This window comes from Streptomyces sp. WZ.A104 (assembly GCF_002382885.1).
GTDB lineage: Bacteria > Actinomycetota > Actinomycetes > Streptomycetales > Streptomycetaceae > Streptomyces.
In genome coordinates this window covers 90,269-116,915 of the sequence record NZ_NWVL01000006.1, presented here as the reverse complement: position 1 = coordinate 116,915, position 26,647 = coordinate 90,269, and the positions used below count along the sequence as shown (strand labels likewise).

General features: G+C 70.5%; 23 protein-coding genes. 11 read left to right on the top strand and 12 right to left on the bottom strand.

The features are described 5' to 3' along the window. Window positions 1–4 precede the first annotated feature (4 nt). Genes CIB93_RS04985 through CIB93_RS04970 form a run of 4 tightly spaced genes read left to right on the top strand, consistent with a single transcriptional unit; the run spans window position 5 to window position 10,125 of the window. On the top strand, window positions 5–1,123 hold the full coding sequence (locus tag CIB93_RS04985) for a helix-turn-helix domain-containing protein (protein ID WP_096624443.1): 1,119 nt from the start codon (window positions 5–7) through the stop codon (window positions 1,121–1,123). After that, a complete protein-coding gene (locus CIB93_RS04980) occupies window positions 1,120–4,356 on the top strand; it encodes a helicase-related protein (RefSeq protein WP_257002021.1) in 3,237 nt (1,078 codons plus the stop codon). The genes CIB93_RS04985 and CIB93_RS04980 overlap by 4 nt, the downstream gene beginning before the upstream one ends. Further along, complete coding sequence (locus tag CIB93_RS04975) at window positions 4,353–7,073, top strand: DUF1156 domain-containing protein (RefSeq protein WP_096624441.1); 2,721 nt, start codon at window positions 4,353–4,355, stop codon at window positions 7,071–7,073. Before CIB93_RS04980 ends, CIB93_RS04975 begins: the two co-directional genes overlap by 4 nt. Before the next feature lie 49 nt (window positions 7,074–7,122). Continuing rightward, window positions 7,123–10,125, top strand: coding sequence for a DUF499 domain-containing protein (locus tag CIB93_RS04970; protein ID WP_096624439.1), 3,003 nt, complete (start codon window positions 7,123–7,125; stop codon window positions 10,123–10,125). Between the two features lie 141 nt (window positions 10,126–10,266). On the opposite strand, the gene CIB93_RS04965 is transcribed toward CIB93_RS04970, so the two are convergent. Then, window positions 10,267–10,554 carry a hypothetical protein gene (locus tag CIB93_RS04965; protein ID WP_096624534.1) on the bottom strand — a complete coding sequence of 96 codons (288 nt, stop codon included), beginning with the start codon at window positions 10,552–10,554 and terminating at the stop codon, window positions 10,267–10,269. A 26-nt stretch (window positions 10,555–10,580) separates the two neighbouring features. Beyond that, complete coding sequence (locus CIB93_RS04960) at window positions 10,581–12,287, bottom strand: hypothetical protein (RefSeq protein WP_096624437.1); 1,707 nt, start codon at window positions 12,285–12,287, stop codon at window positions 10,581–10,583. A gap of 341 nt (window positions 12,288–12,628) precedes the next feature. On the opposite strand from CIB93_RS04960, the gene CIB93_RS04955 reads away from it, so the two are divergent. From CIB93_RS04955 to CIB93_RS04945, 3 genes are all read left to right on the top strand, one after another. Continuing rightward, window positions 12,629–13,354, top strand: coding sequence for a hypothetical protein (locus CIB93_RS04955; RefSeq protein WP_096624435.1), 726 nt, complete (start codon window positions 12,629–12,631; stop codon window positions 13,352–13,354). A gap of 34 nt (window positions 13,355–13,388) precedes the next feature. After that, window positions 13,389–14,531 (top strand): hypothetical protein, encoded by a 1,143-nt coding sequence (locus tag CIB93_RS04950; protein WP_096624433.1) that lies wholly within the window; start codon window positions 13,389–13,391, stop codon window positions 14,529–14,531. A 240-nt stretch (window positions 14,532–14,771) separates the two neighbouring features. Continuing rightward, the gene (locus CIB93_RS04945; RefSeq protein WP_096624431.1) at window positions 14,772–15,608 is read left to right on the top strand and encodes a hypothetical protein; all 837 of its coding nucleotides are present in this window, start codon (window positions 14,772–14,774) and stop codon (window positions 15,606–15,608) included. 7 nt (window positions 15,609–15,615) lie between these two features. Here the strand turns inward: CIB93_RS04945 and CIB93_RS04940 are convergent, their stop codons facing one another. Then, complete coding sequence (locus CIB93_RS04940) at window positions 15,616–16,116, bottom strand: hypothetical protein (protein WP_096624429.1); 501 nt, start codon at window positions 16,114–16,116, stop codon at window positions 15,616–15,618. Window positions 16,117–16,341: 225 nt separating this feature from the next. Between CIB93_RS04940 and CIB93_RS04935 the strand changes: the two genes are divergently transcribed. Beyond that, window positions 16,342–16,980, top strand: coding sequence for a hypothetical protein (locus tag CIB93_RS04935; RefSeq protein ID WP_096624427.1), 639 nt, complete (start codon window positions 16,342–16,344; stop codon window positions 16,978–16,980). Window positions 16,981–17,006: 26 nt separating this feature from the next. After that, on the top strand, window positions 17,007–18,173 hold the full coding sequence (locus CIB93_RS04930; protein WP_096624425.1) for an NUDIX hydrolase: 1,167 nt from the start codon (window positions 17,007–17,009) through the stop codon (window positions 18,171–18,173). A gap of 56 nt (window positions 18,174–18,229) precedes the next feature. Here CIB93_RS04930 and CIB93_RS04925 read toward each other — a convergent pair whose 3' ends face one another. From CIB93_RS04925 to CIB93_RS04885, 9 genes are all read right to left on the bottom strand, one after another. Beyond that, on the bottom strand, window positions 18,230–18,916 hold the full coding sequence (locus tag CIB93_RS04925; protein WP_257002020.1) for an HAD family hydrolase: 687 nt from the start codon (window positions 18,914–18,916) through the stop codon (window positions 18,230–18,232). Window positions 18,917–19,054: 138 nt separating this feature from the next. Next, window positions 19,055–19,573, bottom strand: a complete 519-nt coding sequence (locus tag CIB93_RS04920) for a hypothetical protein (RefSeq protein ID WP_096624423.1) — start codon at window positions 19,571–19,573, stop codon at window positions 19,055–19,057. A gap of 95 nt (window positions 19,574–19,668) precedes the next feature. Continuing rightward, window positions 19,669–20,397, bottom strand: coding sequence for a coenzyme F420-0:L-glutamate ligase (locus tag CIB93_RS04915; RefSeq protein WP_096624421.1), 729 nt, complete (start codon window positions 20,395–20,397; stop codon window positions 19,669–19,671). Window positions 20,398–20,525: 128 nt separating this feature from the next. Continuing rightward, a complete protein-coding gene (locus CIB93_RS04910; protein WP_096624419.1) occupies window positions 20,526–20,957 on the bottom strand; it encodes an NUDIX domain-containing protein in 432 nt (143 codons plus the stop codon). Between the two features lie 74 nt (window positions 20,958–21,031). Then, on the bottom strand, window positions 21,032–21,988 hold the full coding sequence (locus tag CIB93_RS04905) for a phosphotransferase family protein (protein ID WP_179499971.1): 957 nt from the start codon (window positions 21,986–21,988) through the stop codon (window positions 21,032–21,034). Window positions 21,989–22,088: 100 nt separating this feature from the next. Next, the gene (locus tag CIB93_RS04900) at window positions 22,089–22,646 is read right to left on the bottom strand and encodes a peptide deformylase (RefSeq protein WP_257002019.1); all 558 of its coding nucleotides are present in this window, start codon (window positions 22,644–22,646) and stop codon (window positions 22,089–22,091) included. A gap of 259 nt (window positions 22,647–22,905) precedes the next feature. Then, window positions 22,906–23,376 (bottom strand): NUDIX domain-containing protein, encoded by a 471-nt coding sequence (locus CIB93_RS04895; protein WP_096624415.1) that lies wholly within the window; start codon window positions 23,374–23,376, stop codon window positions 22,906–22,908. Window positions 23,377–23,424: 48 nt separating this feature from the next. Continuing rightward, entirely contained in the window at window positions 23,425–24,021 is a 597-nt protein-coding gene (locus tag CIB93_RS04890) for an AAA family ATPase (RefSeq protein ID WP_096624413.1), read from the bottom strand. A 375-nt stretch (window positions 24,022–24,396) separates the two neighbouring features. Further along, window positions 24,397–25,227, bottom strand: a complete 831-nt coding sequence (locus tag CIB93_RS04885; protein ID WP_096624528.1) for a bifunctional 2-polyprenyl-6-hydroxyphenol methylase/3-demethylubiquinol 3-O-methyltransferase UbiG — start codon at window positions 25,225–25,227, stop codon at window positions 24,397–24,399. A gap of 137 nt (window positions 25,228–25,364) precedes the next feature. Here CIB93_RS04885 and CIB93_RS04880 point away from each other — a divergent pair, with 137 nt between their 5' ends. After that, window positions 25,365–25,985: a nucleotidyltransferase domain-containing protein gene (locus CIB93_RS04880; RefSeq protein ID WP_096624526.1), complete on the top strand. Its 621-nt coding sequence runs from the start codon at window positions 25,365–25,367 to the stop codon at window positions 25,983–25,985. Further along, window positions 25,985–26,461, top strand: a complete 477-nt coding sequence (locus CIB93_RS04875) for an NUDIX domain-containing protein (RefSeq protein WP_096624411.1) — start codon at window positions 25,985–25,987, stop codon at window positions 26,459–26,461. Before CIB93_RS04880 ends, CIB93_RS04875 begins: the two co-directional genes overlap by 1 nt. The last annotated feature ends 186 nt before the right edge of the window (window positions 26,462–26,647 follow it).

Sequence of the window (26,647 nt, the reverse complement as noted above, 5' to 3'; positions counted from 1 at the left end):
GACGATGCGGGACACCGCGAGCCCGTTCGAGTTCGACGGGCCAGTCCCTCCTGACTGCATGATCAACCGGCGGTCGGAAGCAGACGTGATCAGGGAGTGGACTCGCGAGAGCCAGTTGATGACCCTGGTAGCGCCACGGCGTTTCGGCAAGACGAGTCTGATCCGCAAGATCGCGTCCGAGGGCGAGAAGACCGGCCTGATGGTGGTCACCGCTGACCTCTTCGAGGTGGCCAGCCTCTCCGACCTGGTGCTTCGCCTGGAGCGGGCGTGGGCCCAGCACACGCCCGAGGAGCTTCGGCCAGCGGCAGGCAAGATTCTCGGCAGCGCTCAGGCAGGTGTGTCGATCTCCGGGGGCGGATTCGCGCTGGCCATGGCGGACAGGCCCGACACCGACCCGGAGCCGGCGCTGCACGCGCTGCTGGAGTTGCCCGCCCGACTGGCTCAGCACAGGCCCGGGCGGATCTTGATCGTGCTGGACGAGTTCCAGTCCGTCGCCGGGGTTCCGGGTGCGCAGGCCCTGATCTGGCGGCACGCGTGGCAGGAGCGGCACGCCGTCTCCCACCTCTTCGCCGGCGGCGGGCCGGGGATGTTGTCGGCCGCGCCGGACGATGAGGGGCGCCCTGTCGAGCAGGCGCGGACGCTCCGGCTGGGCCGGCTGCCGTCCGCGGAACTCCGCACAGTGATCAAGGACCGGTTCGCCGCGGCAAACCGAGACGTCTCCGGCGTCATCGACGGGCTCGTGGCAGTGGGCGAGGGACACCCTCAAAGGACCATGCTGCTGGCCCACCTGCTGTGGCTGGAAGTCTCTGCGGGCGAGCGGGCCACCGCCGATGATCTCGATGCGGCGATCGCTGTAGCCCTGCGACAGGTCGATGCGGAGGCCCGCGCCACGATGAGCGGGCTCACTGCGGGGCAGCGCAAGGTACTGCGGGCTGTGGCCGAGTACGGCACGCCCATGGCGGCCCGGGCATCGCGGACCCTGGGGCTTCCCAAGACCACGGCGCAGAAGGCGGCCCCGCACCTGGTCGCCACGGGGCTTATCGAGGACACGGACGAGGGGTGGCGCGTGGTCGATCCGCTGTTGGCCCGCTGGATCCGGACGAACTATGGGACCCGCGCATGACCATGCAGCCGGAGCACGAGGTGACGTTCGAACGCGGGCAGCGGGTACGGGTCCGGGCAGCCGGAGTGCCCGAGTTCGCCACGATCCGGTTTGCCCTCCCGGGTGATGAGCCGGGGTCGTGGGACCTCATCCTCGTCGACGACCAGGACCGCCGGCACGAGGTGAACCTGGCGGCCGGTGACACCCAGACGGTACGTCCGCTGGTGAGCGACGGCCGGGCCGACTCGGCTCGCGTGTTGGCCGCCATGTGGACTCAGTGGATGTACGCGGCGGCCACGAACGCAGAGTCGAGTGCCATGGCGGCCACGCCGCTGAAGCCGTACGCGCACCAGACCACGGCCGTGTACGGCGCGATGCTGCCGCAGCCGCTGCTGCGTTTCCTGCTCGCCGACGAACCGGGCACCGGTAAGACGATCATGGCCGGGCTCTACATCCGGGAGATGCAGCGGCTGGGCCTGGTCAAGCGCGCCATCATCGTGTGCCCGGCGAACCTGGCCACGAAGTGGGTGGACGACTTCGAGCGGCTGCTGGGCGGCGGGCTGCGACAGCTCACCTCGGCCACCGTCCGTGAGAACGCGCTGAACTCCAACGACCTGTGGGTGACCTCCCTGGAGCTGGCCGCGGTCAACCCCGCTGTCCAGGACGCGATCCGGCCGGACAAGGCCGGCTGGGACCTGGTGGTCTTCGACGAGGCACACCGGCTGACCCCGACCGCGGCCGGGTTCCATCAAGTTGGCCGGCTGCTGGCCAAGAACACCCCGCGGGCTCTGCTGATGACCGCGACCCCGCATCGGGGCAAGGAGTGGCTCTTCCGGCACCTTCTGCATCTGGTCGACCCGGAGATCTACCCGGACCCGGGCAGCGATCCCAACGTCGAGCTCAGTGCGCTTAGGCCCGGCCCGATCCACTTCCTGCGCCGGATGAAGGAAGACCTGGTCGACTACGACGGCAAGACGCGCCTGTTCAAGGGCCGTACCGCCCACAACCACAGCGTCGCCCTGTCGCAGACCGAGTACGGCTTCTACCAGGCCGCGCTGGACATGGTCGACCGGTACTTCGCGCCCTCGGCCCAGCCGCTCGCCCGCATGGTCTACGGCAAGCGGGCCGCGTCCAGTCTGCATGCGCTCGCCGAGACGCTCCGCCGGCGCCACGACCACATGGGCGCCATGAGCGAGGCTGAAGCGGCCCTCATCGCCGACCGCGACGACCAGGGCGACGAGGCGGAGATCGACGAGGCCAAGGTCATCCACTCGGGTTCGACGTCCACGCGAGCCGAGCGGACGGCGATCAAGAACCTCGCGGACCAGATCAATGCCACGATCGGCAACCCGGCGTGGACGCCGTCGAAGTGGAAGCGGCTGACCGAGGACTGCCTGTCCAAGCACGGAATCCTCCCGGGCAACGGCGAGCAGGCCGTGGTGTTCACCGAGTACGCGGACTCGGCCGAGTGGATTGCCCGGCGCCTCGAAGCAGAGGGGTTCACCGCCCGCCTGTACTCCGGGCGGCAGAACAAGGCCGAGCGTGACGAGGTGCGCCGGGCCTTCATGCGTGGCGAGTTCCAGGTCATCGTCACCACCGACGCCGGCAACGAAGGCATCGACCTGCAGGCCGCGCACGTGCTGGTCAACTACGACATCCCCTGGTCCCTGGTCCGCCTTGAGCAGCGCATGGGACGCATCCACCGCGTCGGTCAGCTCCGCGACGTCCACCTGTACAACCTGGTCGCCACCGATACGCGCGAGGGCGAGACGCTCCTGCGGCTGCTGGACCACTTCGTCACCGCTGCGAACGAGCTGCGCGGGCAGATGTTCGACAGCCTGTCGGCCGTCGCCGAGATCACGGGCATTGACTACGACAAGTGGCTGTCCGACCTGTACGGCAACGACGAGATCAAGAAGCAGCAGGCGATCGACGCCGCCCGCGCCGTCCAGGCACAGGAACTCACCCGCGCGGCCCGGCAGGTGCGCGACAACGAGCGTCGCCTGGCCAGCCAGGTCGACGCGGTCGCCGCGCTGACCCTGCTCCAGCGCGACCTGTTCGCCCGGATCAACCCCGCCATCGTCGAGGCGTACCTCGATCGGCTCGCCGCCGCTGGCGTGCTGCGATCGGCCCCTACCGCCGCCGGCACCGGATTCCGGCGACTGTCGCTGACCGGCGGGGCACGGTTCCCGGCCACGCTCGGCAACGCGAGCGAGGTCCACATCGCCACCAGCGGCGACGCGGTGCGTGAAGCCGCGGAGAGCATCGACGTCGGCGACACCATCACCCTCGGGCCCGGCGAGCCGGGCTTCGCCGACCTGATCGGCATGGCCGAGCACGCCCTGGCCGAGGACCTGCACCAGTCCGGCGCCGCCGCCGATCCCACCAGCCTCACCCCGTACGACCTGTACGCGTACACGGCGACCATGACCGAGAGCGACGGCAAGCGCGCCAGCATCTGGGCGAGCCTGGTCAAGGTCGACGACAGCGGCAACGCCCGTCCGGTGCGGTGGGAGACCCTGGCCAACCTGGTGCCCACCGGCCAGCACGGGACCGCGCCCCATCCCGCACGCGAAGGGCATGCGCTCACGACGGCCCGCGAGGTGGCCGCCGCCACGGTCAACGAACACCGGCGGGTACGGGCCGACTGGTTCGCCCAGGCACGCCGGGACCTGACCAACCTGCCGCTGAGCCTTACCGAGAACATCGACGACCGGACCAAGCGGGTCGAGCTGCGGCGCCAGCTGCAGGCCCAGACCGCCCAGCGGCTCGACGAACTCGAACGGCTCGCGGACGTGCAGCTGACCGACCCCAAGCTGATCGGCCGGATCCGTGTCCTGGCCGCGGCCGACGTCACAGTCCAGGCGGAGATCGATGCCGAGCTGGTCTCCATGCGGCACGTCCAGAACCTCCTCGAAGACGACGGGTGGACCGTGGAAGACGTCCACACCGAGAGCCGCGGCTACGACCTGGAAGCCCGCCGCAACAGCCAGATCCGGCACGTCGAGGTCAAGGGCGTACTGGGCAGCGCGGCCAGCGACGGCATCCGGATGACCGGCAACGAGGTCCTGATCGCCACACAGCACCGCAAGGACTACTGGCTCTACGTCATCGACCAGTGTGCCGACGGCCGGGGCCGCTTCTTCGGCGCCTACCAGGACCCCGCCACCCTTTTCGCCAACGACATGACCGGGAGCGCGGTCTTCCGCGTCCCCGGCAGCAGCCTCAAGAACGCACCGGGGAGCAACGCATGACCAGGATGATCGAACGATGGTTTCCCAGCGCGGAGGTGTCGGCCAACAGCGACAAGGGCTGGGGGTCCGGCAACAGCGAGATCTCCCTGTTCATGTGGTTCGCCAAGCGGCCCACCGCTCAGGCCAAGGCCGCCACCATCTGCTCGCTGCTGCCGTGGCCCGACGACGCCGAGGAGCAGACGCGGCTGCAGAATCTGGTCCGGGACGCGATGACAGGCCGCTACGCCGCATGGGGCGACCTGCAGGCCGAGATCGCCAAGACGAATCCCGAAGGCGCGACCACGCTCGACCCGTTCTCGGGCCGGGGCATGATCCCCCTGGAATCCGCGCGCCTGGGCGTGCGGGCATCGGCCGTCGACTACAGCCCGGTCGCGGTACTCGCCAGCCACCTGCTCACCTCCGCGCCGTTCGAGGACTGGAGCGAGGAGCCCGAGCTTCCCTTCGGGGAAGAGCGCGACCACCTCCTGATGTCCCGTACGGACCGGCTGCTTGGCGATCTCGAATCGCTGTTCGCGGAGATCCAGACCCGGCACGCGGCCGCCATGAGCGACGTCTACCCCCGCCACAACGGCGCCCTGCCGTGGGGCTATCTGTGGTCCGTCACGATCCCCTGCCAGGAATGCCACCACCGGTTCCCGCTCATCGGCTCCTACGAGCTGATGCCGGCCCGTGGCGACAGAGGCGCCGTGTCGTTCTACATCGACGCGGACCGGGCCTCCGGCACGTGGGAAGCGGTCGTGACCCCCGGAAAGCCCACCCGGACGCCCACGCTGACCAACGCCGTGGTGAACGGCAAGAAGGTAGCGGGCAAGAGCGCGATCTGCGTGTTCTGCAACCACGTCCACCCGCTCGCCGTGCACCGCCGCCTGCTGGACGAGGAACAAGGTCAGGACGCTCTGGTCCTCGCTGCGGACACCGACGCCAAGAGCCAGAAGACCTTCCGCCAGCCCACGGACGCAGAACGCGAGGCAGTCGCAGCGGCCGACCGGGCGCTGATCGCGGAGCCGGCGTTCAGCCCGTTCCTGCCAGCCGTTCCGGACGAAGGCATCGCACCGGGCAACAACAACATCATCGGCCCGAGCATCTACGGGGCGAAGACCTACGGCGACTTCATGGTCACCCGCCAGACCCTGTCGTACGTACGGCTCGCGCGCATCATCAACGAGCTCGGCGACGAACTGACCGCCGCCGGAATGTCACGGGACTACGTGCGGGCCCTGACCGGGTATGCGACCGCGGTCGTGGTGAAGAAGCTGCGCCGCTCCACACGCGGCGCCCGGTTCCAGAGCAAGGGCGGTGCGCAGGTCGGGGACCTGTTCGTCAACGAGGGGTCGATCACCTTCTCCCACGACTTCTTCGAGGCCGGCATCGGAGACGGCCCCGGCACATGGAAGTCGATCGCGAGCAACGTGCTGGCCGCGTGCCGCAACCTGTTCGCCGACCTGCGCGGTGCACCGGCCTCCGTACAGCGGGGAACCGCCACCGCACTGCCCTTCCCGCCCCGTACCTTCACCGCGGTCGTCACCGACCCGCCGTACGACCAGATGATCGCGTACGCGGACGCCTCCGACCTCTTCTACACGTGGGCGAAGCGGTGCCTGCACAACACCTGGCCGGAACTCGCGATCACGGCCGATCCGCACGGCTGCCAGGACAAGAGCCAGGAGATCATCGTCAAGCGGGTACGGGGCGAAGCCCCCGACGAGCACCGCACCCGCGAGCACTACGACACCCTCATCGCCGACGCCTTCGCCCAGATGCGGCAGGTCGTCCGGGACGACGGTGTGGTCACGATCGTCTTCGGCCACGGGGAACCCGAGGTGTGGCAGCGGCTGCTGCACTCGATCGAGCGAGCCGGACTGGTGATGACCGGCTCCTGGCCGGCCAACACCGAGTCCGGCGGCCAGCAGGGCAAGGCCAACATCGAGACGACCCTGACCATGGCCTGCCGCCCGGCTCCGGCGGGCCGCCCGGCCGGCCGTAAGGGCGCCGTCGAGGCGGAGATCAAGACGGAGATCAAGCAGCGCTACCCCGACTGGGAGCGGTGGGGCCTGGCACCCGCGGACATGCTGATGGCCGCCGCCGGCCCGGCCATGGAAGTCGTGGGCCGCTACAGCGAAGTCCTCGACGCCAAGGGCGCGCCCGTCGACATCCACACGTTCCTGCCGCTGGCGCGCGCCGCGGTCCAAGAGGCCATGGCGGTCGAGGTCAACCGGCAGCCTCTGGCAGCCTTCGACGCCCGCACCCGGTTCGCCCTGTGGTGGATCAGGCTCTACGGCCGTCAGGTCCAGGCGAAGTCCGAGCTGCGGTGGCAGGCGCTCGCGTCCTCCCTCGACCTGGCCTCGGTGCGCAACCTCGTCGCAGACGCCGACAAGGGCGTCCGCTTCATCACCTCCCGCGAATACAGCGGCAAGGTCGACGGGGACTCCGCTTCCATCGACGTCGCCTTGGCGCTCGCCGCAGCATCCGGCGAGGGACTGCAGGCCATGGGTCAGGTGCTGGCGGCTTCGGAGCGAGGAGTCGACGACACCTACCTGTGGTCGACCGTGCAGTTCCTCGCCGACCGGCTCCCCGACAACGACCCGGACTCCATCGCCTTCACCCGCGTCCTGCGCACCCGAGCCGGAATCGGCAGCGCCGCCGAAGCCGCCGCTGCCAGCGCGTTCGCGAGCGCACGCCGCCAGCAGGAGCAGGACGCCCAGCTGAGGCTGCACTGATGACGAACACCGTACGAGCCCCTATGACCACCAGCCCAGGAGACCAGCAGTGACGACGAGCGTGACACCGTGGTGGAAGGCACTGAAGATCCGTGACGAGATCCTCAATGCCTCCGGCCAGATCGATGACGTGCAGATGTCACTGTTCCGGGCCGTCCACGCAACCGGCACGGACCGGCCGCCGTACGCCGACGCCGGCTACTACGGCGACATCACCCACCCCACCGAGCGCCTGATCGACCTGCTCACCGAGATCGCCGTCCGCATCGGTGGCGGCGAGGACCACCTCAAGGCCCGGGCCGTCACCCGCCTCGACCAGGGCATGGGCGGCGGCAAGTCACACGCCTGCATCGGCGCCTTCCACCTGGCCTCCTCCCCCGAGGCCCTGCTGGCCACAGAGCTCGGCGAGAAGGTCGCCGAGCGGGCACGGGCCAAGATGGGCCGCCCGCTCGCCCACGACCTCGGCCAGCCGCACGTCGTCGTCCTGCCCTGCGACAACATGACCGCAGGGGCCGGAGTGAAGGAACTCGACGGGCCGGCCGTCAGCCTCCACGAAAGGTTCCTGTGGCGGCTGTTCTCCAAGGACTACGCCCTCTATGAGCGCTATCAGCCGTTCTGGAGCGACAAGCACAAGATCGCCGAGGCGATCCGTGCAGTGAACCGGCCCGTGCTGATCATCGTCGACGAGATCCTCGACTACATCGGCAACGGCCTCGACGGCAGCAACAAGCCCGACCTCGCGGCCCAGGACATGGCCTTCCTCCGAGCCCTGCTCGACACGGTCAACGACGTGCCCCACGTCGCCATGCTCGTGGTGATGATCGCCTCCGACACCGACAAGACCGCTCTGTCGGCGGCCGCCAAGGAGCGCCGCGACGACCTCAACACCCTGCTCGAACGCAACGGCTTGCCGGCCACGGTCACCGAGGTGGGAGACTTCGCCGACATCCTCCGCCGGCGACTGTTCGACACCGAGCCCGCCCGCGAGGTCCTCACCGCGACAGCCGCACTCTACGAACCGGTGCTCACCGACCGAGCATGGGCCAAGCACGTCTGGGAGCAGATCGGTGCTGACTGGCGGCGGAACTGGTCCGACGAGGTCGCCGCCTGCTACCCCTTCCATCCCATGCTGATGGCCCTGGCGAAGGACGAGTGGAGCCGGGTCACCGGGTTCCAGCGTGTCCGCTCCACGATCCGCATCTTCGCCGCCACCGTGTACGCCCTGCAGCAGCGGGGCAAGGCCGGCGCGTGGGCACCGGCACTCATCGGGCCGGGTGACCTTCCCCTGTCCGACAGCACCGTTCGTGAGGCGCTCCTGGGCAGCGGCCTCGTCGAGGACGACCGCACCATCGCGAACTACCGCAGCCTCGCCGAGATCGAGATCGTCAACCACGACGGCTCCACCGGAACAGCACGCCGCCAGGACCTCGAGCGTCCTGAAACCCCCTGGACCGAAGCCAATCCGCACGCGGCCGAGCGCGCGGCCACCTTCATCTTCCTGGCGAGCATCGTCGGCACCCTTCGCCCCGGACGGGGCCGCGGCGCCAGCGCACCCGAGGTCAAAGCCGTCACCAGCGTGCCGGACATGCGCTACACGATCACGGACGCCGACAGCGTGGTCGACGAACTCGTCGACCAGGGCAGGGGCATAAGCGCCCTCGACATCGTCCGCGGGCAGGGCAACAACAAGCCGGCCCGGTACTTCCTGTCGACCCGGCTCACCCACCGGATGCTCGTCACCAATATCCGGCGCACCATCACCGATGACGAGCGTGACCAGGTCATCTCCGAGTTCGCCCAGAAACTGGCCAGCACCGGCCCGTTCCGCGAACTCAAGTTCCTGCCCGCCGACCCCCAGCGCACCGCGGCCGAGGTCATGGCCACGAGCGGCCTGGACACCGCCTACACCACCCGCCTCATCGTGCTCGACCCCGCGCAGTTCAGCCTGCGCAACGGCATGGAGAAGGCGACCCTCGAGGCGCTCACAATCGCGATGGGACTCGGCCAGGGCGCCCAGCAGCTCCCCGTCCAGTGGGCCAGCAGCGCCGTCTACGCGGTAGCGAACACCCAGCGCCGCAGCCTCGTACGCTCCCTGGCCGTCGAGTACCTGGCCCGGCAGCGAGCCCTGGCTGCACCCGAAGTGCAGAACGACAGCGAACTCAAGACGACCGGAACCAAGGAGCTCGCCGCCGCGAAGGACCAGCTGGAGAAGGCCCTCAGGCGGGCCTACCAGCACATCGTCTTCCTCGCCCAGCCCGACCCGGACGGAGAACGCTACCTCGACGAGCTCACGCACGACGACGACAACTTCACCGCTCTGAACGGCACCGCCGTCTGGAAGGCGCTCGCCGCCCGGGACAAGGTCTTCGACGTAGGGGAATTCACCCCCAGGGCCCTGCAGCACAACCTCCGAGACCAGGACTACGGAAAGACCCTCTCGGACATCCGAGCAGCGTTCTACAGCGCCCCGCGGCTGCCCCTGCTCTACGGCGGCGACCGCGACCTTCAGCAAGCGATCCACGACGCCGTCAACGAGGACCTCGTCAGCATCGTCGACGGCACGGGCACAGAAGTCGCCGTCACCGCACCTGGGCAGGTCAACCTTTCGAGCACCAGCCTGCGGCTGGCGAAGCCACAGCCCCGGGCGTGCCCGACATGCAGCGCACCGGCTCACGAGGGCCCGTGCGCGACGAACAGTGCTCCCGAAGCCCCGGGTGGAACCGCCCCGAGCGGGGCGACCAGCCCCGGCCCGTCCAGCGGCCCGAGAGACAACGACAGCCGTGGAACCAGCGGCCGCGGTTCAGACGTCGACACTCCTCCAACCGCTAAGGACAAGCAAGCGGCGTTCTCGTTCACCAGCAACCTGCTGGCCAGCGCCGACGGTGCCGACGGGTTCGCCGCACTGTTCCGGGCGTTCTACATGGCCCTGGACGAGCGGCAGATCAGCTACCTGCAGGGAACGATCCAGGTCGTCCTCAGCGCCGATGCCGCCGAACAGATCCAGCAGCGCCTTGAGGAGCTGGGCATCACGGCCAACTTCAAGGAGATCTAGGCACCGGATCGAGCACGCGCCCGGGCCACGCCACCGTGCGCCAAGGGTTGGGAGCTCACGTTCCCGTCGGCGACCGAGCTTGCACGGTCGCCGACGATGAGCCGCGTCGTCGATGCCCCGTGTCTGGCTCCACACCGAGGTCTACGCCGTGGGCCCAGCAATGTGGCCGATCAGCTCGTGCCACTGCTCGATCCTCACGACGCGCGTCTGGTCACGCCGAGAGGACATGCGCAGGAAGACTTCTTCGCCGCCGGGCAGCAGGGCGAACTCGACGTGGTCCTCGTCCCGCGTCCCTACGGGGTAGTACCAGTCGAGGCCGTCGCCGTCCTTCACGGTGGCGACGGTGCGGACTTCCACGGCCGCCGCCAGCGCCTCCAGGGCGGCCTTGGGGATCCGCAGCTCCGCCTTCTCGGGCTCGGGTATCTCCATCACGATCAGCCTCTCCATCCCTCGTCTCAGCGCGCCGCGGGCGTACCGGTCAGGAGCCAGAGCGTCGTTTCCGAGAGCACGTTCGGTTCTGGCGGCCACGGCGCCGGAAGCTTGCGTCCGGTCAGCGCCCCGGCGTCCTGGAGTTCGGCCCCGGGCGTGCAGATGCCGGCGAGTACCCCGGTGAACAGGCTCAGAGCGTACGCGTGTTCGGCGTACAGGGCTTCATCCGTGGGATGGGGTTCCGTGCCGTTCTGGACCGCGGCGTGGTCGTAGTACGCCTGCGTGGCCTTCACGGCGTCGAGGAGGGTGTCGCCGCTGAGGAACACGGTGAGCTTGGTGATGTCCTCGAGCATGCGGGTCGGCTGGCCGTAGTTGGAGATGAGGACGAGTTCGGCGTCCGCGGTGCCGCGATCGTCGACTTCGTCGAGGTAGGCGAGCATCAGGTGGACGGTGCCGTTGTCGTCGATGACCAGGCCCAGTCCGGGAGCGGGCATGGTCTCGGTCAGTTCTGCGGGGACGCGACCGCTGGCGGTGGCCTGCAGCGGGAGCGTGGTGAGGACGCTGTGGCGCCCTCCGCTGCGCCAGGCCCCCAGCGCGGCGATCCTGGGCCCGTCCCACGAGGCTTGTTCGATCGGCGCGTCGTACATCTTGATCAGCCATGCCGAGACGCGGATGCTCGGCATCCAGCACCAGGGCTGCCACTGCGAGCTGTTCTGTGCGCGCAGTTCTTCCAGCCCCTCGAAGATGCCGGGGTACCGCTGGGTGACCTGCATCTCCAGGCGGTGCCAGTGGTCGGCCGCCTCCCGGTAGATGTGGGCGAGGCGCCGGTGGCCGGCGTCGAGCTGGTGGTCGAGGGTCACGTCGAAGACGCCGTGCTCGGCCTTCTTCGTGGTGGCGGCGAGCTCCGGCGCGGGGTCGAAGTAGTCGGCCCCGTCCAGGTCGCGCATCGTCTGCGCGGCGCGGTCGGTGATGCCCCTGTGTGCGGTGCCGGCTCCGCTGGTCGTGGCGACCTGGACACCACGCTTCTTCGCCTTCAGTTCCTTGAGCGCCTGCGTGACTGTGGCCTGTGGCCGCTCCTCGCGGAGCGTGGTGCCGTCCGCGGTGAGGGCGTACCAGGCGGCGACCACGCTGCGCAGCGGGACGGCCGAGTAGATCAGCCCGGAGGGCAGCTGCTGGCGGTGCAGGCGGGTGTCGAAGTGCGGGAGGAAGGACAGGTGGAGGTCGAAGTCCGGAACGATCGGGATCAGCCGACCCCGGGCAGCAGCGTCCTCTTCCTGATCTTCCTCCCGCATCGGCGCCCACCAGGTCAGATGCACTCCCGGGGAGAAGCCGTCCATGGGCGGCCCCCAGGTGACCGCGACCACCGGGAGCCCCGTGGGCAGATGGGCCAGCGGCTCGTCGGCGGAGAAGACGAGCATGCCCGACGGCGCGGGCAGCACGTCCGGGGTGAACGGCAGGGGGATCGACTGGTCCTGGCCGATCTCACGCGCCGCTCGCACGAGGTCGTTGGCCATCGCGAACGTCGTACCGTCCGACACCCGTTTCCCCTCTGCGGCGAGCAGCCCCTCGATCTGGCGAGAGCGGGGCAGGGCCGACCACGCGGCCGGCATCACGAACGTGTGCCCCCGGTCGACGAGCATGTTCCAGAACTCGCGGCTGACCGGGGAGCGCAGGAACGCGAGAGTGCGGGAGCGCAGGCCGGCTGCCAGGTCAGCAAGGGGGTGGGCAGACATACGGCCAACCCTAGACGGCGTCTTCGCGCCTGCGGTAGCCGTGACCATCCCCCTCCGCGGATCCCTCGTGGGGCGCACGACTGCCCGCACGCCGCGCGTCTCGCACGCCACCGGCCTGGCCTGCGGTGTTCAGCTGACGCTCAGCCAGGACGACGTCGTGAACCGGCCATCCAGCTTGTACGTGCGGGTGTTGGCCGACCAAGATGGCATCCAGTCGATCGACGCCGCCGGCGGCGGAGTCTTCCTCATCAGCTCCGGCCGCCGGTGCCTTCCCGGCCCTGGCGGCGTGCCTGCCGGACCGGCCGATCGCACCGGAACTGCATACCAGGGGGGAGCACGACGTGGGCAAGGGCAAGCGGCTGCGGGCGCAGCGGGTGAAGGAGCAGGCGGCACGGCTTGCACGGGAGCTGGCCCCGGAGCCGGCCCGGCCGGTATCGACGGATGACATGGGCGGCGGGCGGCTGTCCTCGTACACGCGCCGGGAGATCGGCAAGCAGGTGTACGCGTGGATGATCCTCCTGTCCTACCTGGAGGGTGCCCTCGACGGCGGCGACGGCCTTCCCGAGGACCTGTTCGCCCCGCAGAAGCCGGGTGAGAGCGAAGAGGACTACGCGGCGCGGATCAGGGCAGATCGCCTCGTGGTGGAGACTCAGGCCATGGCGGGCAGCCCGGCGGAGCAGGTCGCCGAAGTCCTCTCCAGCTGGGTGCCGCGCTCCCTGGTCTCCGGCGTGGTCGAACAACTCTCCGCGGAGGGCTTGCGACACCTCGACACCGCAACTCCGGACCCTGACCAGTGGCAGTCCGGAGCCCGGCCCCTCCTCGGCATCCTGTGCCCTGCGAAGCACTGGGAGGCCGCGCTCGACCAGCTCGAAGCCCTCGCCGCCAGCCGCCTCAAGGTCACCGGCACCATCGCCGAGCGCCTGGACGACCACCCGGTTGCCACGGTGCACGCGGCGGCCGCCCTGGTCACCTGGCTGTACGGGCGCCCGGACATCGTCGCCGATCCGGCCGCTGCGCGCCTCGAACTCGCCGAGCGGGCCGGTAAGTTCGGGGAGTTCGTCTTCTAGGCCCGCGCACCGACCAACCGGCAGGAGCCAGCCCATGCCCCCTCGTTCGCCGGCCCCCGACCCGTGGAGCGAGGCCGTACGGCGCGCCACCGACGCCACCGCGGCCGACCAGCCCGGCGGGATGGACGAGCAGTGTTGGGACGACGTGGCGATGCGCGGCATCGTCGCCACGGTCCTCTACGCCCTGCACCTGCGCGAGCGCCGGCCGGTCGACGCGATCGGCTGGCCGGCGGTGCTGTGGCAGCTGCGCGACGACGAGCGGGTGACCGAGTTGGTCACCACCGTCCTCCCCCGCGCGGGCCACGACCTGTCCCGCACCGCTGCGCCCGGCGACCCGGTGACCGAGTGCTGGCGGTGGTTGACGCGGACCTGGGACCCCCACGCACCTGTGAAGTCGGCCTTCCTTCAGCCCGCCCTCTCGCACAGCTCTTACAGCGGTTGGGTGCCTGACGCGCCGGAGCCCCGGTGGGGCGGCATGAGCCGGGGCATCGCAAGAGGCCTGCCCGACCCTGCGCTGGAGGTGTGCACGCACTGGGCGGCGGGCGTCGTCCAACGGCAGATGATCACCGAGCGGGGCCACCACGCCCTCGACCGGGTCAAGGTCACCTCCGGGGCGTTCACCGGACACCGCGGGTACGTACGGGATGTCGGCTGGTTCTTCGACGACGCGACCGAGACTGTTCACGGGCCGGCCGGGTACGTGGTCGACCTCGACGACGTCGAGGGAACCCAGGACATCGACGCCGACCAGGTGGAGGCGTGCGCCGATCTGCACTGGCCTCACCGTCCCGAAGGAACCCTCAAGGACGGCCCTCCCCCGGGCCTGAACGATCCGCTCCCGCCGGCGAAGACCTGCGCCGAGGACCTGCGGGAGCTCCTCGACCGGGCCGGCAACCCCGACGTCGTTCCGGAGGAGCTGCGCCGTGCCGTCGCCGCGGCCCACCATCATCACCATCTCGAACTGGACTGGCAGGCCAGCCCCGCCCCGCAGCGCTTCACCTGGCGCGTCCTGCACCACTGGTACCAGCTGACCGAGCACTACGCCGACGACCAGCGCGCCGACTTGTACGAGGTCGTTGTCACCCGGTACCTCCGCGATGCCGAACCCGCCCATCACCTGGCCCTGAGCAAGGACGAGCTCCCCGGCCTGATCGCGCGGTGCACCACCGGAGCTTGATCTCGACCGCTCCCCCGTCGCACGCCCGTGCGCTACGTTGGGTGCGGCGCAGGACATGCACGCGCCGAGACCGCCGGGCGTCGCGCCCACGCCGCACTGCCCGGCACAGGGTCGAAGGCTCGCCGGACACTAGTCCGGCACCCGGACCGGTGTCCGGCGCGGGCCCATGCCGCTTCGCTCTGACCCGACACGGACTTCAGGGCGGGAGGGCGTGGGCACCCCGCCCGCCGGGAGCCGGTCATGACCAAGCGTGGGAGCAACGACCGCAAGGCCAAAGCACGCCGCCTCGCCAAGGCACGCGGTATCCGGATCACCGAGGCACACGGTCTCCTGATCCGGGAGAAGAACCGCAACGACCCCCCGTCGTCCGGTGCGCCGGCCGGGGAAGCCGCCGCCACCGGCGTAGCGCACGAGCTGAGGATCCACCGCACCGCCGCCGACGGCACGGTCGAGGTCCTCGACGGCGATGCAGCCGCCCACGCGGTGTGGTGGGACAGCACCGGTGCCCTGACAGCCGGGTGCCGGTGCGGCTGGGTAAACCCCCACGCCGGGCCGCGCTTCCCGGACCTGCCCGCGCCCTACGGCGTGGAGCCCAACGAGCAGAAGCACTGGCGGTGGTACCAGGTGGTGGCCTGGGCCGAGCACGCCGGCGACGCGGAAGGAGAACCGCCATCGGCCGAGTTCGTCCAGGACCCGAGCGTCACGGTCAACGACGTAACCGTCCAGGTGATCTTCGACTTGCGGCTGCTCCTGCACCACGCCCAGGACGACCGCGAGGCTGTGTCCGCCATCTACGAGGCGGTGGAGACCCTTCTGCGGACCGCGCGGGTGCGCGTCGCTCACGAGCGAGCGCGGGGCTCGGGTCGGCAGGCGGACGGACAGCCGGATCAGGGCGAAGCCTCGGCATCGGAGGAGATCCCGGCCAGCCTCGATGTCCTCCTCCGGCGTACCGATTCTGGAAGGAGCGGCGGGTACTGGGAGCTGCTCGCCGTCGAGTTCGCCGCCGCGGAACTGCGCCGCCTGGTGCTGCACGAGCGCTCGGCGCTCGGCGCTGACCGTGCCGACGTGCCTGTGTGATGAGTGGTCAGGCCGCCGCGGGCAGACGGCGAGCGGACAGGTCGTGTCCGGTGAGCGCCGCCAGCTGCGGTTCCAGGGCGGCCAGCTGCTCGGCCAGCACGCCGACGCGCTGCCGTGCCGTCTCGTAGCGGGGCCAGGCCCGCACCCGGGCCGGGTCGGGGAACTCGCGGTCCAGGGCGACGACGATGTCGTCGGCGCCCGGCCGAGCCCGCTCAGCGCAATGGGAGACCCAGCTCTCGTGGAGGAGGGACACGTCTGCGCAGGCGCGGCCCGTCTCGAAGACCGGCAGGGTCAACGCATGGTTCGGGCCGAGGACGTTCAGCAGCCTGGTGAGCGACTCATCGATGTGGACGCTGTGCTCGACGGTCGCACCGACGACGCTGTCCGGCTCGGCGGCGGCGGACCTGGCAGGGTTGCGCGTGGCGAGCATCAGCTGGGCATTCCACACCGCGGCGCGGACCTCCTCCTCGCGTGCCCTCGTCCTGCGCCTCTTCACGATCCACCGCATGTGCGGGCCCCTCTCCTGAGCTGATCCGTTGATCGCCACCGTCACTGTGCCAGCCCGCCACACCTCGTACCAGGGGCCGCCGGTCTTTCAGTCAGTCTCCCGAGACAGACCCGGCAGACCTCCGCGCCAGGCGCAAGAAGATGACGCACGTCCGGAATCCGCAGGCGCCCCATGGACTTCCCGATCCGGCCTCCGAGCCCGCGGCCGAGGCGATACGTTGCCCGGATGAAGCCGTTCGTCTTCCAGCAGGGTCAAGATTCCTGGGTGAAGGGGTCCCTGCTCCACGTGTACGTCACCGTGGACCTCGGCCGGAACCCGGAACTCGCCGACCTCGTACGCGGCGTACGCGCCGCGACCGCCGGCGACCCGCTCACCCACGTCGGCGACGAGTGGCTGCACATCACGCTCTACCAGCTGTCCCAGAAACCGGCCGCGGACATCCCCGACGACGTGCGCCGGACCCTGGCCGCCGAACTGGCCCGGCAGCTATGCCCCGTCGAGCCCTTCACCGTCACGGTCGGCAGCCCTCTGGCGTACGGCACCGGCATCATCTTCGACCTCGGCCCCGACGAGCCGCTGAACGCGCTGCGCACCGCCACCACCCGCGCGTTCGAGACGGTCCTCGGCAAGGACGCCACCGCCTACGACACCGGCGTCCCGCACCTGACCGAGTCGTACGCGACCGACGAGGTCACTCTGGAGCACTTCCACCAGATCCACCGCCGGCTGCGCCGCGTGCGCCCCAGCCACGCACCCCTGCGCGTCGAGACCGTCGAACTCGTCGACGTGACCGCCGACCCGGCGAAGAAGATCATCACCTGGGAGCCCGCAGCCCCGCCGATCCCGCTCACCGGCCGCGCTTGAGTACCGGAAGGAAGCACCGAGAGCCCGTGACCGCCCCCAGCGACGTACAGCCCGTCTACGCCGGGGAGGAGCCGCCCGAGATCTACACCGCGAGCCTCTACCTGGCCGGCGCCCCACTCGATCCGCAGTCCTCCCGGGAAGTCCTGCGCGAGGCGACCCTCCAATGGCGCCAGCCCGGCTCCCTGGTGGTGCTGCTCCCGCACCCCCGCGGCAACGCCCAAGGCCCGGGCGCCGCACACCGGCTCGCCTGGGAACGGATTCAGCGCGCCCGCGCCGACGAGATCATCCACTGGCACCCCCAGCCCGGCCCGGGCACCGAAGCGTGGCTGGGCGATGGCCTGGACGACGGCCGGTCCGTCCTCGGCTGCCCCGACATCGCGGCCGACGCCGGCCGGCGTCGGCGCCTGCTCGCCGAGGACCTCCAGGTCCCCGTCGCCGATACCCTGCCGCAGGCCATCGCCCTGGCCCTGGACCGCATCGGCCCCGGCGCCCCACGCGCCGGCGGACAGCGCGATGTCCCGCTCCTGCTGTGGCGGACCCCGTCCTTCAGTGCCTGGCTCGCCGCCCAGGAAGACGCCGGAAACACGCTGCTCGGCGGCCGGGTCTCCTGGACCTTCCGCGTCGGCCCCGATCGGTCCCACGTCCTGTTGTGGGCGTACGCCGCCCGCATCCACGTCGCCGCCGAGGACCGCGTGAAGGACACCGAAGTCGTCCTGGGACGACCCGACCTCACCAGCGTCGTCGCCTACCGGCCCGCAGCCCGCTGGCAGGACACCGAGATCGTGCTCGTCCGCGAGTTCCGCTCCCCCGCCCGCACTCCGGACGCCTACATCCGCGAAGTCCCCGGCGGATCCAGCGCCAAGCCCGGTGACCCCCGGCTCACGGCCGCGGCCGAGTTCACCGAGGAGACCGGCCTGCCCCTCTCCCCGGCCCGGCTCCACCTCGTCGGCACCCGCCAGGCTGCGGGCACCCTGTCCGTCCACACCCAGACCGCGTACGCCGTCGAGCTCAGCGCGCACGAGCTCGAGGAGCTACGGGCCGACACGACCAGCCACGGCAATGCCGCCGAGACCGAGCACACCCACGTGGAAGTCACCCGCCTCGCCGACATCCTCCGCCCGGACAGCCCCCACGCCGTGGACTGGGCGACGCTCGCCGTCATCATCCAAGCCCTGCAACCGCTGATGCGGTAGCGGGCTGGCCGGGGAACAGCCGATTTTCGTCGGATGAGGTGGCGCGCGACTGACGGTCACCTGGCCAGGAGCCAGGCGCACGCCTCCACGACGTCGTGGACGGTGTGCCAGGGCAGCGGGCCGCCGGGGTGGGGACGGCCGTAGGAGGTCCAGAGGGTGCGGAGCCCTGCGCGGTTGCCTCCGGCGATGTCGGCCGTCAGGCTGTCGCCGATGACCCAGATCTCCTCCGTGGCGGAGGTGTCGAGCTGGTCGAGGGCGGCGTGGAAGAGGGCGGGGTCGGGCTTGCGGACGCCGTGATCGGAGGAGACGACGAGGGTCGGCAGCAGGTCGGTGAGGCGGGCGGCGGCGAGCTTGGCGTGCTGGGCGTCGTGGTCGCCGTTGGTGACAACCGCGAGTTGCCAGCCGTGGGAGGCCAGGGCCTGGACGGCGGCGTTGACGGCAGGCCGGTACGGGACGAGCTGAGGGGTGCGGCGGCGGAAGGCGTCGTAGTGCTCCTCGACGGTGCCGGGCAGGTCGTAGGTGGCCTTGGCAAGGGCGAAGAAGTCGCGGCGGCGCCCGGAGTGCGCGGCGTCCGCCTCGTGGAGCCACTGTTCGGGGATCGAGTGGGCGGCGGAGAACTCCGTGGCCCAGGCGGCGAAGGCGGCGGCGCGGTCGGTAAGAGTGTCGTCCAGGTCTAGCAGGGCGATGGGCCGTGCAGAGGAGCCCATCCCGGCGTCGGGGTGCGGGTAGGGGGTGGGAGTCATGAGCGCCGACGATAGCCCGGGGCGCAGGGATCCGCCGGACTGCTCCCGCAGCCCTGGGGCGATCACGTCGGTCGTCGGTGTGGACGGTCACGAAATTCCCCACCGCCGCGCAGCGCGGCGGTGCCCGAGCTCAGGCGCTCAGGCGAGGGTGTCGAGCCAGCGCTCGCAGTCGCTCCTCAGCGTGGCCAGTTCCTGTTCCAGGCTTTCGGGCAGCTGCAGCGGGCTACTCGTCGCGGCGTCGCGGAGTGCCGTGACGAGCTGAGTGGCTTGCTGTGCGGGCATGAGGGGAACGAGTCCGCCGAAGAGGCCGAACCGCAGTGCCTCCTCGAAGGCGTCGAGGTCGCGCTTCATTTCCGCAGGCTCGGCGCTCTCGGGGAACTCGAAGAAGAGCCGTACGGGAGAAAGACGGCGGCAGACTGTGGTGCAGGCGCGCCGGACCAGCCGCAGGCCCAGGTTCACGACGGCGATCGCGGCAACGACGGTCCCGCTGACGAGCACCCCGGAGAGGAACGAGGGCTCCATGAGCAGGGCGAGGACCGCGGCGATCCCGAGCAGCACCAGCCCGGCCGCCGTCGGCAGCAGCGCAAGCCTCCGGAGTCGGGCGCGTATCACGGTGTGATCGCCGCTGTGGCGATTCTGCAGGTGGGAGCCGGTCATCTCAGCACTTTACCTGTCGGCCGACGGGGCAGGAGCGCCTCGCGGGTGGGTCAGGGAGGGCGCGCAACTCGATGGTCCCCCCGTGATCAGCAGTGTCACGGCCGGTGGTGGAGCATCGTGGAAACTCCCTCATCGCTGGCGGTGTGGGCGATGCCGCGAAGTACGGCGACGGGGGCGCCCCGGCCGCGCTGCCCGAGGATGATTCCGGCGGCGGCGGCGATGAGGTCGGTGAACGTCTCCTCCTGCCGCTTGCCGCTGTGCTCTGTCACCCGAAGAGGTGTGACGCCGGCGGCGCCGATGGAGATGACTGTGGCCCCGCGCCGGTCGGCGCGGCCGTCGGAGTCCGCGACGACCACGGCGACCTCGGTGCCGGTGTAGGTGATCAGAGCGTCGCGCAGGGCGCGGGCGGAGGCGTCTGGGTCCACGGGCAGCAGCCAGGCGCCCTCGGTGCCGGCGCGGTCGATCCCGGCGGAGGTGAGCTGGTAGCCGAGGGTGTGCCGGGCGATGATGGGGCCCTTCTCGGTGGCCAGGAAGTGATCGCTCGATGAGTCCAAGATCAGTTGCACGATCTCGGCGGGCTTGCCCGTCAGGGCAGACAGCTCCAGGGCCCGTGGACCCGGGGTGACGCTGGCGAGGTCGACGTAGCGCTTCTCCGCGATGGAGACGACCTTGCTGGCGACCACGACGATGTCCCCGTCGCGCAGATGAGTGCCGGTGCTGCTGAGTACGCCGGCGATGGTGCCCGCCAGGTCGTCGCCGGGCTGGAGCTCGGGGAAGGGCTCCAGGGCGAAGGCGGAGAAGCCGGAGGTCGGGGCGGCGGTCATCGGCAGGGCTCCTGCGGTGCGAAACGGCGGTGTGCAGGCGGCGTGTGCGGCGGCCAGGGCGTGGTGGTAGGGCCCACGATCAGGCGAGGGTATCGAGCCGAGCCCCCCAGCCGAGCCCCGTTCCCCGCCTACACGGCGAGCAGGCTTCCCCTGTCGAGGGCCTGGCGCAGGACGGTGGAGATCTCCCGGGGCAGCAGGTTCAGGTTGGCGATGGCCTCGGCGGTGAGCGGGACTTCTTCGAGGATGTACTCGCCGCGGTCGGTCCGGGCGAACTCCGGGCCGGTCCGGCGGTCGAAGTCCCAGGTGTCGATGCGGGCCAGGTAGAAGTACTCCTTCTCGCCCTTGGCGTTCTCTGTCTCGTGGAACAGGCGGACGATCTCGGCGTCGCCGGCGATCTCCTCGCGGACCTCGCGCAGGAGCGCTTCCTCGCGGGTGGCGTCGCTCTCCTCAACGCCACCGCCGACGATGACCCAGTAGGGGTCGATGCCGGGGCGGACGCGCTTGATCACGAGCGTGGTGTCGTTCGGCGTGACGAGGACAGCGCGAACGCGCTCTTTCATGGGGTTCGTCTCCATGGTGAGTGGTGGGGCGGGACAGGCACTGGCGGCGGGGTCGACGTGGGGCGGGAAGGCCATCAGCTCCCCCAGTCCAGGTCGCGCAGGACGGTGACGGCCCACTGGTAGTGGCCAGTGGCCTGGAGAGGCTTGTGGTTCTCGGGATACAGGTCGCAGGTGAGGATCGCGATGATCTCGGCGTAGGCGCGCAGGAGGTGGCGGCGGCTGGAGGGCGTGCGGTCGGCGGCCTGGTCGAGCAGGCGCCGCCAGACGGTGAGGCGGTCGGCCTCGTACTGGCGGTAGTAGACGCAGGCGCCGGAGACGTCGTAGAGCGGGTCGCCGGTCATGGTGAAGGTCCCGAAGTCGACGACCGCGGACACGCTCCCGCCGGCGAACAGGAGGTTGTCGGGGTAGAGGTCGCCGTGGACGACGGCCTCGGGCCCGGTGTAGGGGCTGTCGAGCAGGGTGTGCAGGTCCTTGACGATGGTGTCGATGCGGGGGACGTCGGCGCTCAGGATGTCGTGGACGGCCTCGAGCCGGGTGTCGAGCAGGCGGCGCAGGAAGGGGTGCCAGCCGAGGCCGGGCTCGGCGCCGGGCGTGCCGGGGCCGGCGAGGAGCATGCGGGGGCCCGCGCCGCTGGGCGGGGGCAGGGCGCCGAGGGCGGTGACGGCGTCGAGGTAGAGGGCCTCGGCCTCGGGGATGGTCAGGTCGCAGACCTCGCCCATCGGGCGGCCGGGCAGGAGCGCCTCGCGGGTGGCCAGGAGCGGGCCGTGCTGCTCGACCGAGTGGATCACGGGCAGGGCGTAGGGCACCCGGCCGCGATCGAGCCGGTCGTAGAAGGTGCGCAGGGTCTGCAGTCGGGCGGCCTGGGTGCCGTCGGGGTCGGCGTACACCTTGAGCACCTGCTCGGAGTCGAGGAGGTAGACCTTGGCCTCGGTGCCGGTGGCGATGAGGTCGGCAGAGTTGAGGTGATGGGCGGCGAGGAGGTCGCGTTCGGCCTGGGCGGTGATGCCGCTGACGTCGCGTCGGTGGATCACGGGGTGACTCCCGGAGGCGATGGCGGTGGTGCGGTTGGCGGGCCGGTTGGATTTGAAGGAGAAAGTCACCGGACAGAATTCGGAGGCACCGCGTCGGCCTTCACTGCTCGTAGGCCCATGCCCGGCCGGTCTGGCGGTACTCCTCGACGGGCATGGGCGCGACGCCGGCCCGCATCCGCGCGGTGTAGAGCACGCCGTTCAGGTGGTCGATCTCGTGGTGGACCAGTCGGGCGATCCCGCGCTCGTAGATGGTGGTCACCGCCTGGCCCTCCAGGGTGGTGGTCTCCACTGTGATCCGCAAGGGCCGAGGGACGAGGCCGCGGACGTCGAAGAACGACAGACAGCCTTCGAACTTCTCGTCCGTCTCCTCCGAGGCGACGGTGATGCGGGGGTTGAGCAGCACGATCGGGTCGGCCCCAGGGGGCTGGATGACCGCTGCGGACCGCGGGATGCCGATCTGCGGGGCGGCTACGCCCAGGCCCTTGCCGGAGAAGTCGTGCGCGCCGCGGATGCGCTCCATGGCGTCAAGGAGCTGACCCACGACGGTGTCGGCGGTCTGCCGCTCGTCGGGGAGGGCAAAGGGGCGGGCAGGCTCGCCCAGGCCGGGCGCGCCGTACTGAACGACGCCGAGATCGCGCATCTTCTGGCTGGGTCGCACCGGACCAACTCCCCCTTCACGGACGGTCAAAGGAAGTCTGCACCACGGCTTGCCGCGAGGCGGCTCGTTTCGCCCTCAACGGGCGGTGACCGTCCGTGGCGGCCGTTCACCTTGGTGTGGGCGTGCCGGTGGTGAGGAGAAGGGCGGGTGCGCGGACTTCGGCGTCGATGGCCAGCGCTGCATCGGGGAGGAGACGGAGGCGCGCCAGCACAGGTCCAGGCGCCGCTGGTCGGCTGGAGGGGCCCGTCCGTGGCCGATGTCAGGCGATGTCGCCGAGGTAGCGGGTAGGGGACTCGGTGTGGGCGAGGCCGGCGATCAGGGGGCGCAGGCCGTGGGGCAGCAGGTTGAGGGCGGGCACCTTCGCCAGCTCCACCCATTCCAGGCCGGTCTGCGCGTCGTCTTCGGCGTGGCCGCCGAGCTTGTCCGGGTCACCCTCGGCCCGGCACAGGAAGATCGCTTCGACCCGGTGGTCCTGCGGGGCGCCGCCGTGGTTGGCGCCGATGTACTCGCGCAGCCACAGCAGTCGCTCGGGTGTGACGTCAAGGCCGGTCTCCTCAAGGACTTCGCGGCGGACCGTGGTGTCCAGGGCCTCGCCGGGCTCCTGGCCGCCGCCGGGCAGGAAGTAGCAGTCCTGGCCCTCCCAGTGGGCGCGCTGGAGCAGGACGCGGCCGTCGTTCAGGACGACAGCCTTGGCCGCGTTGCGGACGGTCGCGGTGACGGAAGGGCCCATGCTGGGTTTCCTCTCGTGCTGGTCATGGGGTCCGAACGGGGGCACGATTCAGTGCGGATCCGCTGATCGGCCTCCGGACAACGTCCGGTTGCGAACGGGTGCGAGAGCGAAATCGGCGATGTCGTGGAGGCCCGGCTGGTAGCCGTCCGAGGTGTCCACCGTCAGGGTGGGGACGTCCAGGGAGATCGGCGCCCAGGAGTCGAGGGAGTGTTCTCCGGCGGCGATGGCTTCGAGCAGGTCCTGGTCGCCGTGGGCGGCCCGGTGCGTGTCGGCCTTGGCGCGCTGGACGATGCGGTCGTGGGCGATGTCGGCCTGGGTGGTGCAGCGGATGACGCGGAGGTGCGCGAGGCCGGTGAGCGGCTCGAGGTTCGGGCGCCACAGCCGGTCTTGGAAGGCGGCTTCGGCGACGAGCGTGACGCCGGCCTTCAGGAGCACGTTGAGCGTGCCGAAGAAGGCATGCAGGGTGGGGTCGTTGAGGGGGTCTTTGCCGCCGCTCTGGTAGCCGGGGTGTGACAGGACCATGCCCTGCTTGATCTCGTCACGGATGATCGCGGGGCATCCGAGGACGCGGGCGAGCTCATGCGCAAGGGTGGTCTTCCCTGTTCCGGGTCCGCCGCTCACGACGACCGCGGTCGGTGTGCTCATCGCGTGTTCTCACAGGTCAGCATGGGGATTTCCTGTTCGTGGCGTTGTCCCGTCAGGGCAGGGGTGGATCGACGTGGTGTTCCCTGTGAGCCGGAGAGCGATGATTCCGGTCTCGCGGGCTAGTTTGGCGTATTGGCACGGATGAGGTGGGGCCATCGTGGTCGACGACGGCTTCTCCTCCGCCCTGCCGTGCCCAGTGCCGCAAGGCCTCTGGCAACGCCGAGCCGTCGACCACCGCCGCCGGGACGGCGGGTGGCTTCGGCCCCCGGCGGCCGGTGCCGCCTCTCCGCCGCCCCGGCATTCACTGCGAGAAGGACCAGGGCGACGGTCTGGAGCGAAGCTGCTCCCATAGCAGCAGGTCACACCGTGGGTGGTTCATTCTCGGGCCCGTCCGGTGACGAGAAGGTGCGCGGATGCGTCGGCGAACTCTGGATGCCCGTCGGCAAGCCGCGCCGTCTCGAGGGCGCCGGGTAGCAGCGGCGAGTCGTAGAGGGGTGTGCCGGCGGTGCGCTCGGCGGCACGGAGGTAGGCCCAGCCGGGGCCTTCGATCCCGGTCACGGTGATGCCGGTCAGGCCTGCGTCGGCGGCCTCGGCCGTGAGTTCGGCGGCGGTGTGAAAGTGAGCGGTGGTGAAGCCGCGGCTGCCGTCGTACGAGCCGCTGCGCAGGACGGTGGCGACTTCGCCGTGGAGGAGCTCGGGGGTGAGTTCGGCGTGCACGGTGTAGTCCTGCAGGAGGCTGTAGCGGCTGATGCCCGCGGCGGCGACAAGGGCTCCGGGCCTCGCCGCTCTGGCGGCTTCTTCGAGGGCGCGGACGCGGTCGGCGCGGGCGGTGAGGTGGTAGAGGGGCCCGAGCAGCAGGACTGCTTCGTAGGAGTCGGTGGCGGCGGTGAGGTGTCGGGCGTCGCCGAGTTCGGTGGTGCATCCGGGGGCGTGAACGGCGGCCTGGTCGAGGTGCCGGCGGACAGGGTCGATCAGGTGGACGGTGTGGCCGTCCTCGATGAGCCACCGGGCGTGGGTGCCGGGACCGCCGCCGACGTCGAGCACCCGTGCGGGGGCGGGCGGAAGGTGGCCGCGGAGGAGCTCGCGAGTGCGGAGGAGTTCGAGGCGGCCGCTGGCGGTGGTGTGGAGCCGGTCGGCTTCGTCGTACTGGGCGGCGTAGTAGGTGACGATCTCGGACGCTGTCTGAACAGGGCGCGATGTCGGCATGACCGGAGGGTAGGAGCAGGAGGCGGGGCGGGGCATCCGGTTTCCCGGGCGCTTTGTGAAGCTCGGTGTGCCCCTCGTGGCTGAGCGGTAGGGTTTCGCATCCACGCTGGGCGACGTTGCAGGGGAAGGGTGCGGTGATGCGGGAGGGACAGCCCGGGCGGGACTGGGAGCCCGCCGACTTAGCCGAGGTCGTCGCTTTGTTCTCGAAGACGCCCCGCCCCTGGTGGGTTGCGGGCGGCTACGCCGTGGAACTCGCCGTGGGCCGGCCGTTTCGGGAGCACGACGACATCGACGTCCTGCTGCTGCGCCGAGACCAGCTCGCGGTTCAAGAGGTCCTTGCCGGGTGGGAGTGGTGGGCTGCGGACCCGCCGGGCTCGTTGCGCCGGTGGCTGTCCGGCGAGCTGCTGCCGGTCGGCGTGCACGACGTGTGGTGCCGGCCCGGTCCGGGTACGCCGTGGCGGATTCAGGTGATGCTCGACGAGGCCGACGGCGAGACCTGGGTGTCGCGCCGCGACGTCCGGGTCCGGCGGCCTGTGAAGCGGCTCGGGGCAACAGCCGCTGACGGTACGCCGTTCCTCACGCCGGAGGTCCAGCTCTTCTACAAGGCGAAGGCTCCTCGGCCGAAGGACGAGCAGGACTTCACCGAGGTACTGCCTCACCTCGGCCAGGAGGCCCGGACGTGGCTGGCCGAGGCACTTTCGGCCGCGTACGGGCCGCACCCGTGGGCCGAGATCCTGCAAACCAGGAAGGAAGGCTGATGCCGCAGAAGACCGCCCCGTCCGGTTACTCCTACGCCGCGCACTACGCGGACGTGCACCTGCTCGTCCGCCGGGGGAACGAGATCCTCATGAGCCGCCGCGTGGAGACACAGCGCGTATTCCCGGGCATGTTCCAGTTGCCCGCCGGGCTCATGGAGGAGGGCGAACCCGCCGCCGTGGCGGCCGCCCGCGAATTCGCCGAGGAGACCGGCGCCGGCGTCGACCCGGCCGACGTCCGGTTCGTGCACCTGATGCACCACGTATCGACGCACGCCGGTGACCAGCGGATCGCGTTCTTCTTCGAGACAGACCGGTGGCACGGCGAGATCGGCAACCCTGAGCCGGACAAGTGCGAGGGCTGGACCTGGCACAAGACAGCGGCGCTGCCCGAGCCGATGCCGCCGTACCTCGCGGTCGCGCTGCGGCACATCGCCACCGGCACCCCCTACAGCGAATACGCGTGGCCCGCGATGTAGAGCCAGGGAGGACGGCCGCGGGAGCCCGGTCCCGTGGGGCTCGACTCGGCCTGATCTGGGCGGCCCGACCGGTGATTCCCGTACTGAACGCCTCTGCGGCTCATCGGAGCGTCGCCGCCAGTAGATCTTCGAGTGTCAGCGCGATTCGCTTCGTCTGCTTGTGACTTGGGGTACCTGCGCATTCGC

Bases quoted from the DNA above. Each gene is read 5' to 3' on its own strand.
- CIB93_RS04985 (WP_096624443.1), top strand. From the start codon at position 5: ATGCGGGACACCGCGAGCCCGTTCGAGTTCGACGGGCCAGTCCCTCCT.
- CIB93_RS04980 (WP_257002021.1), top strand. From the start codon at position 1,120: ATGACCATGCAGCCGGAGCACGAGGTGACGTTCGAACGCGGGCAGCGG.
- CIB93_RS04975 (WP_096624441.1), top strand. From the start codon at position 4,353: ATGACCAGGATGATCGAACGATGGTTTCCCAGCGCGGAGGTGTCGGCC.
- CIB93_RS04965 (WP_096624534.1), bottom strand. From the start codon at position 10,554: ATGGAGATACCCGAGCCCGAGAAGGCGGAGCTGCGGATCCCCAAGGCC.
- CIB93_RS04960 (WP_096624437.1), bottom strand. From the start codon at position 12,287: ATGTCTGCCCACCCCCTTGCTGACCTGGCAGCCGGCCTGCGCTCCCGC.
- CIB93_RS04950 (WP_096624433.1), top strand. From the start codon at position 13,389: ATGCCCCCTCGTTCGCCGGCCCCCGACCCGTGGAGCGAGGCCGTACGG.
- CIB93_RS04945 (WP_096624431.1), top strand. From the start codon at position 14,772: ATGACCAAGCGTGGGAGCAACGACCGCAAGGCCAAAGCACGCCGCCTC.
- CIB93_RS04940 (WP_096624429.1), bottom strand. From the start codon at position 16,116: ATGCGGTGGATCGTGAAGAGGCGCAGGACGAGGGCACGCGAGGAGGAG.
- CIB93_RS04935 (WP_096624427.1), top strand. From the start codon at position 16,342: ATGAAGCCGTTCGTCTTCCAGCAGGGTCAAGATTCCTGGGTGAAGGGG.
- CIB93_RS04925 (WP_257002020.1), bottom strand. From the start codon at position 18,916: ATGACTCCCACCCCCTACCCGCACCCCGACGCCGGGATGGGCTCCTCT.
- CIB93_RS04920 (WP_096624423.1), bottom strand. From the start codon at position 19,573: ATGACCGGCTCCCACCTGCAGAATCGCCACAGCGGCGATCACACCGTG.
- CIB93_RS04915 (WP_096624421.1), bottom strand. From the start codon at position 20,397: ATGACCGCCGCCCCGACCTCCGGCTTCTCCGCCTTCGCCCTGGAGCCC.
- CIB93_RS04910 (WP_096624419.1), bottom strand. From the start codon at position 20,957: ATGAAAGAGCGCGTTCGCGCTGTCCTCGTCACGCCGAACGACACCACG.
- CIB93_RS04895 (WP_096624415.1), bottom strand. From the start codon at position 23,376: ATGGGCCCTTCCGTCACCGCGACCGTCCGCAACGCGGCCAAGGCTGTC.
- CIB93_RS04890 (WP_096624413.1), bottom strand. From the start codon at position 24,021: ATGAGCACACCGACCGCGGTCGTCGTGAGCGGCGGACCCGGAACAGGG.
- CIB93_RS04885 (WP_096624528.1), bottom strand. From the start codon at position 25,227: ATGCCGACATCGCGCCCTGTTCAGACAGCGTCCGAGATCGTCACCTAC.
- CIB93_RS04880 (WP_096624526.1), top strand. From the start codon at position 25,365: ATGCGGGAGGGACAGCCCGGGCGGGACTGGGAGCCCGCCGACTTAGCC.
- CIB93_RS04875 (WP_096624411.1), top strand. From the start codon at position 25,985: ATGCCGCAGAAGACCGCCCCGTCCGGTTACTCCTACGCCGCGCACTAC.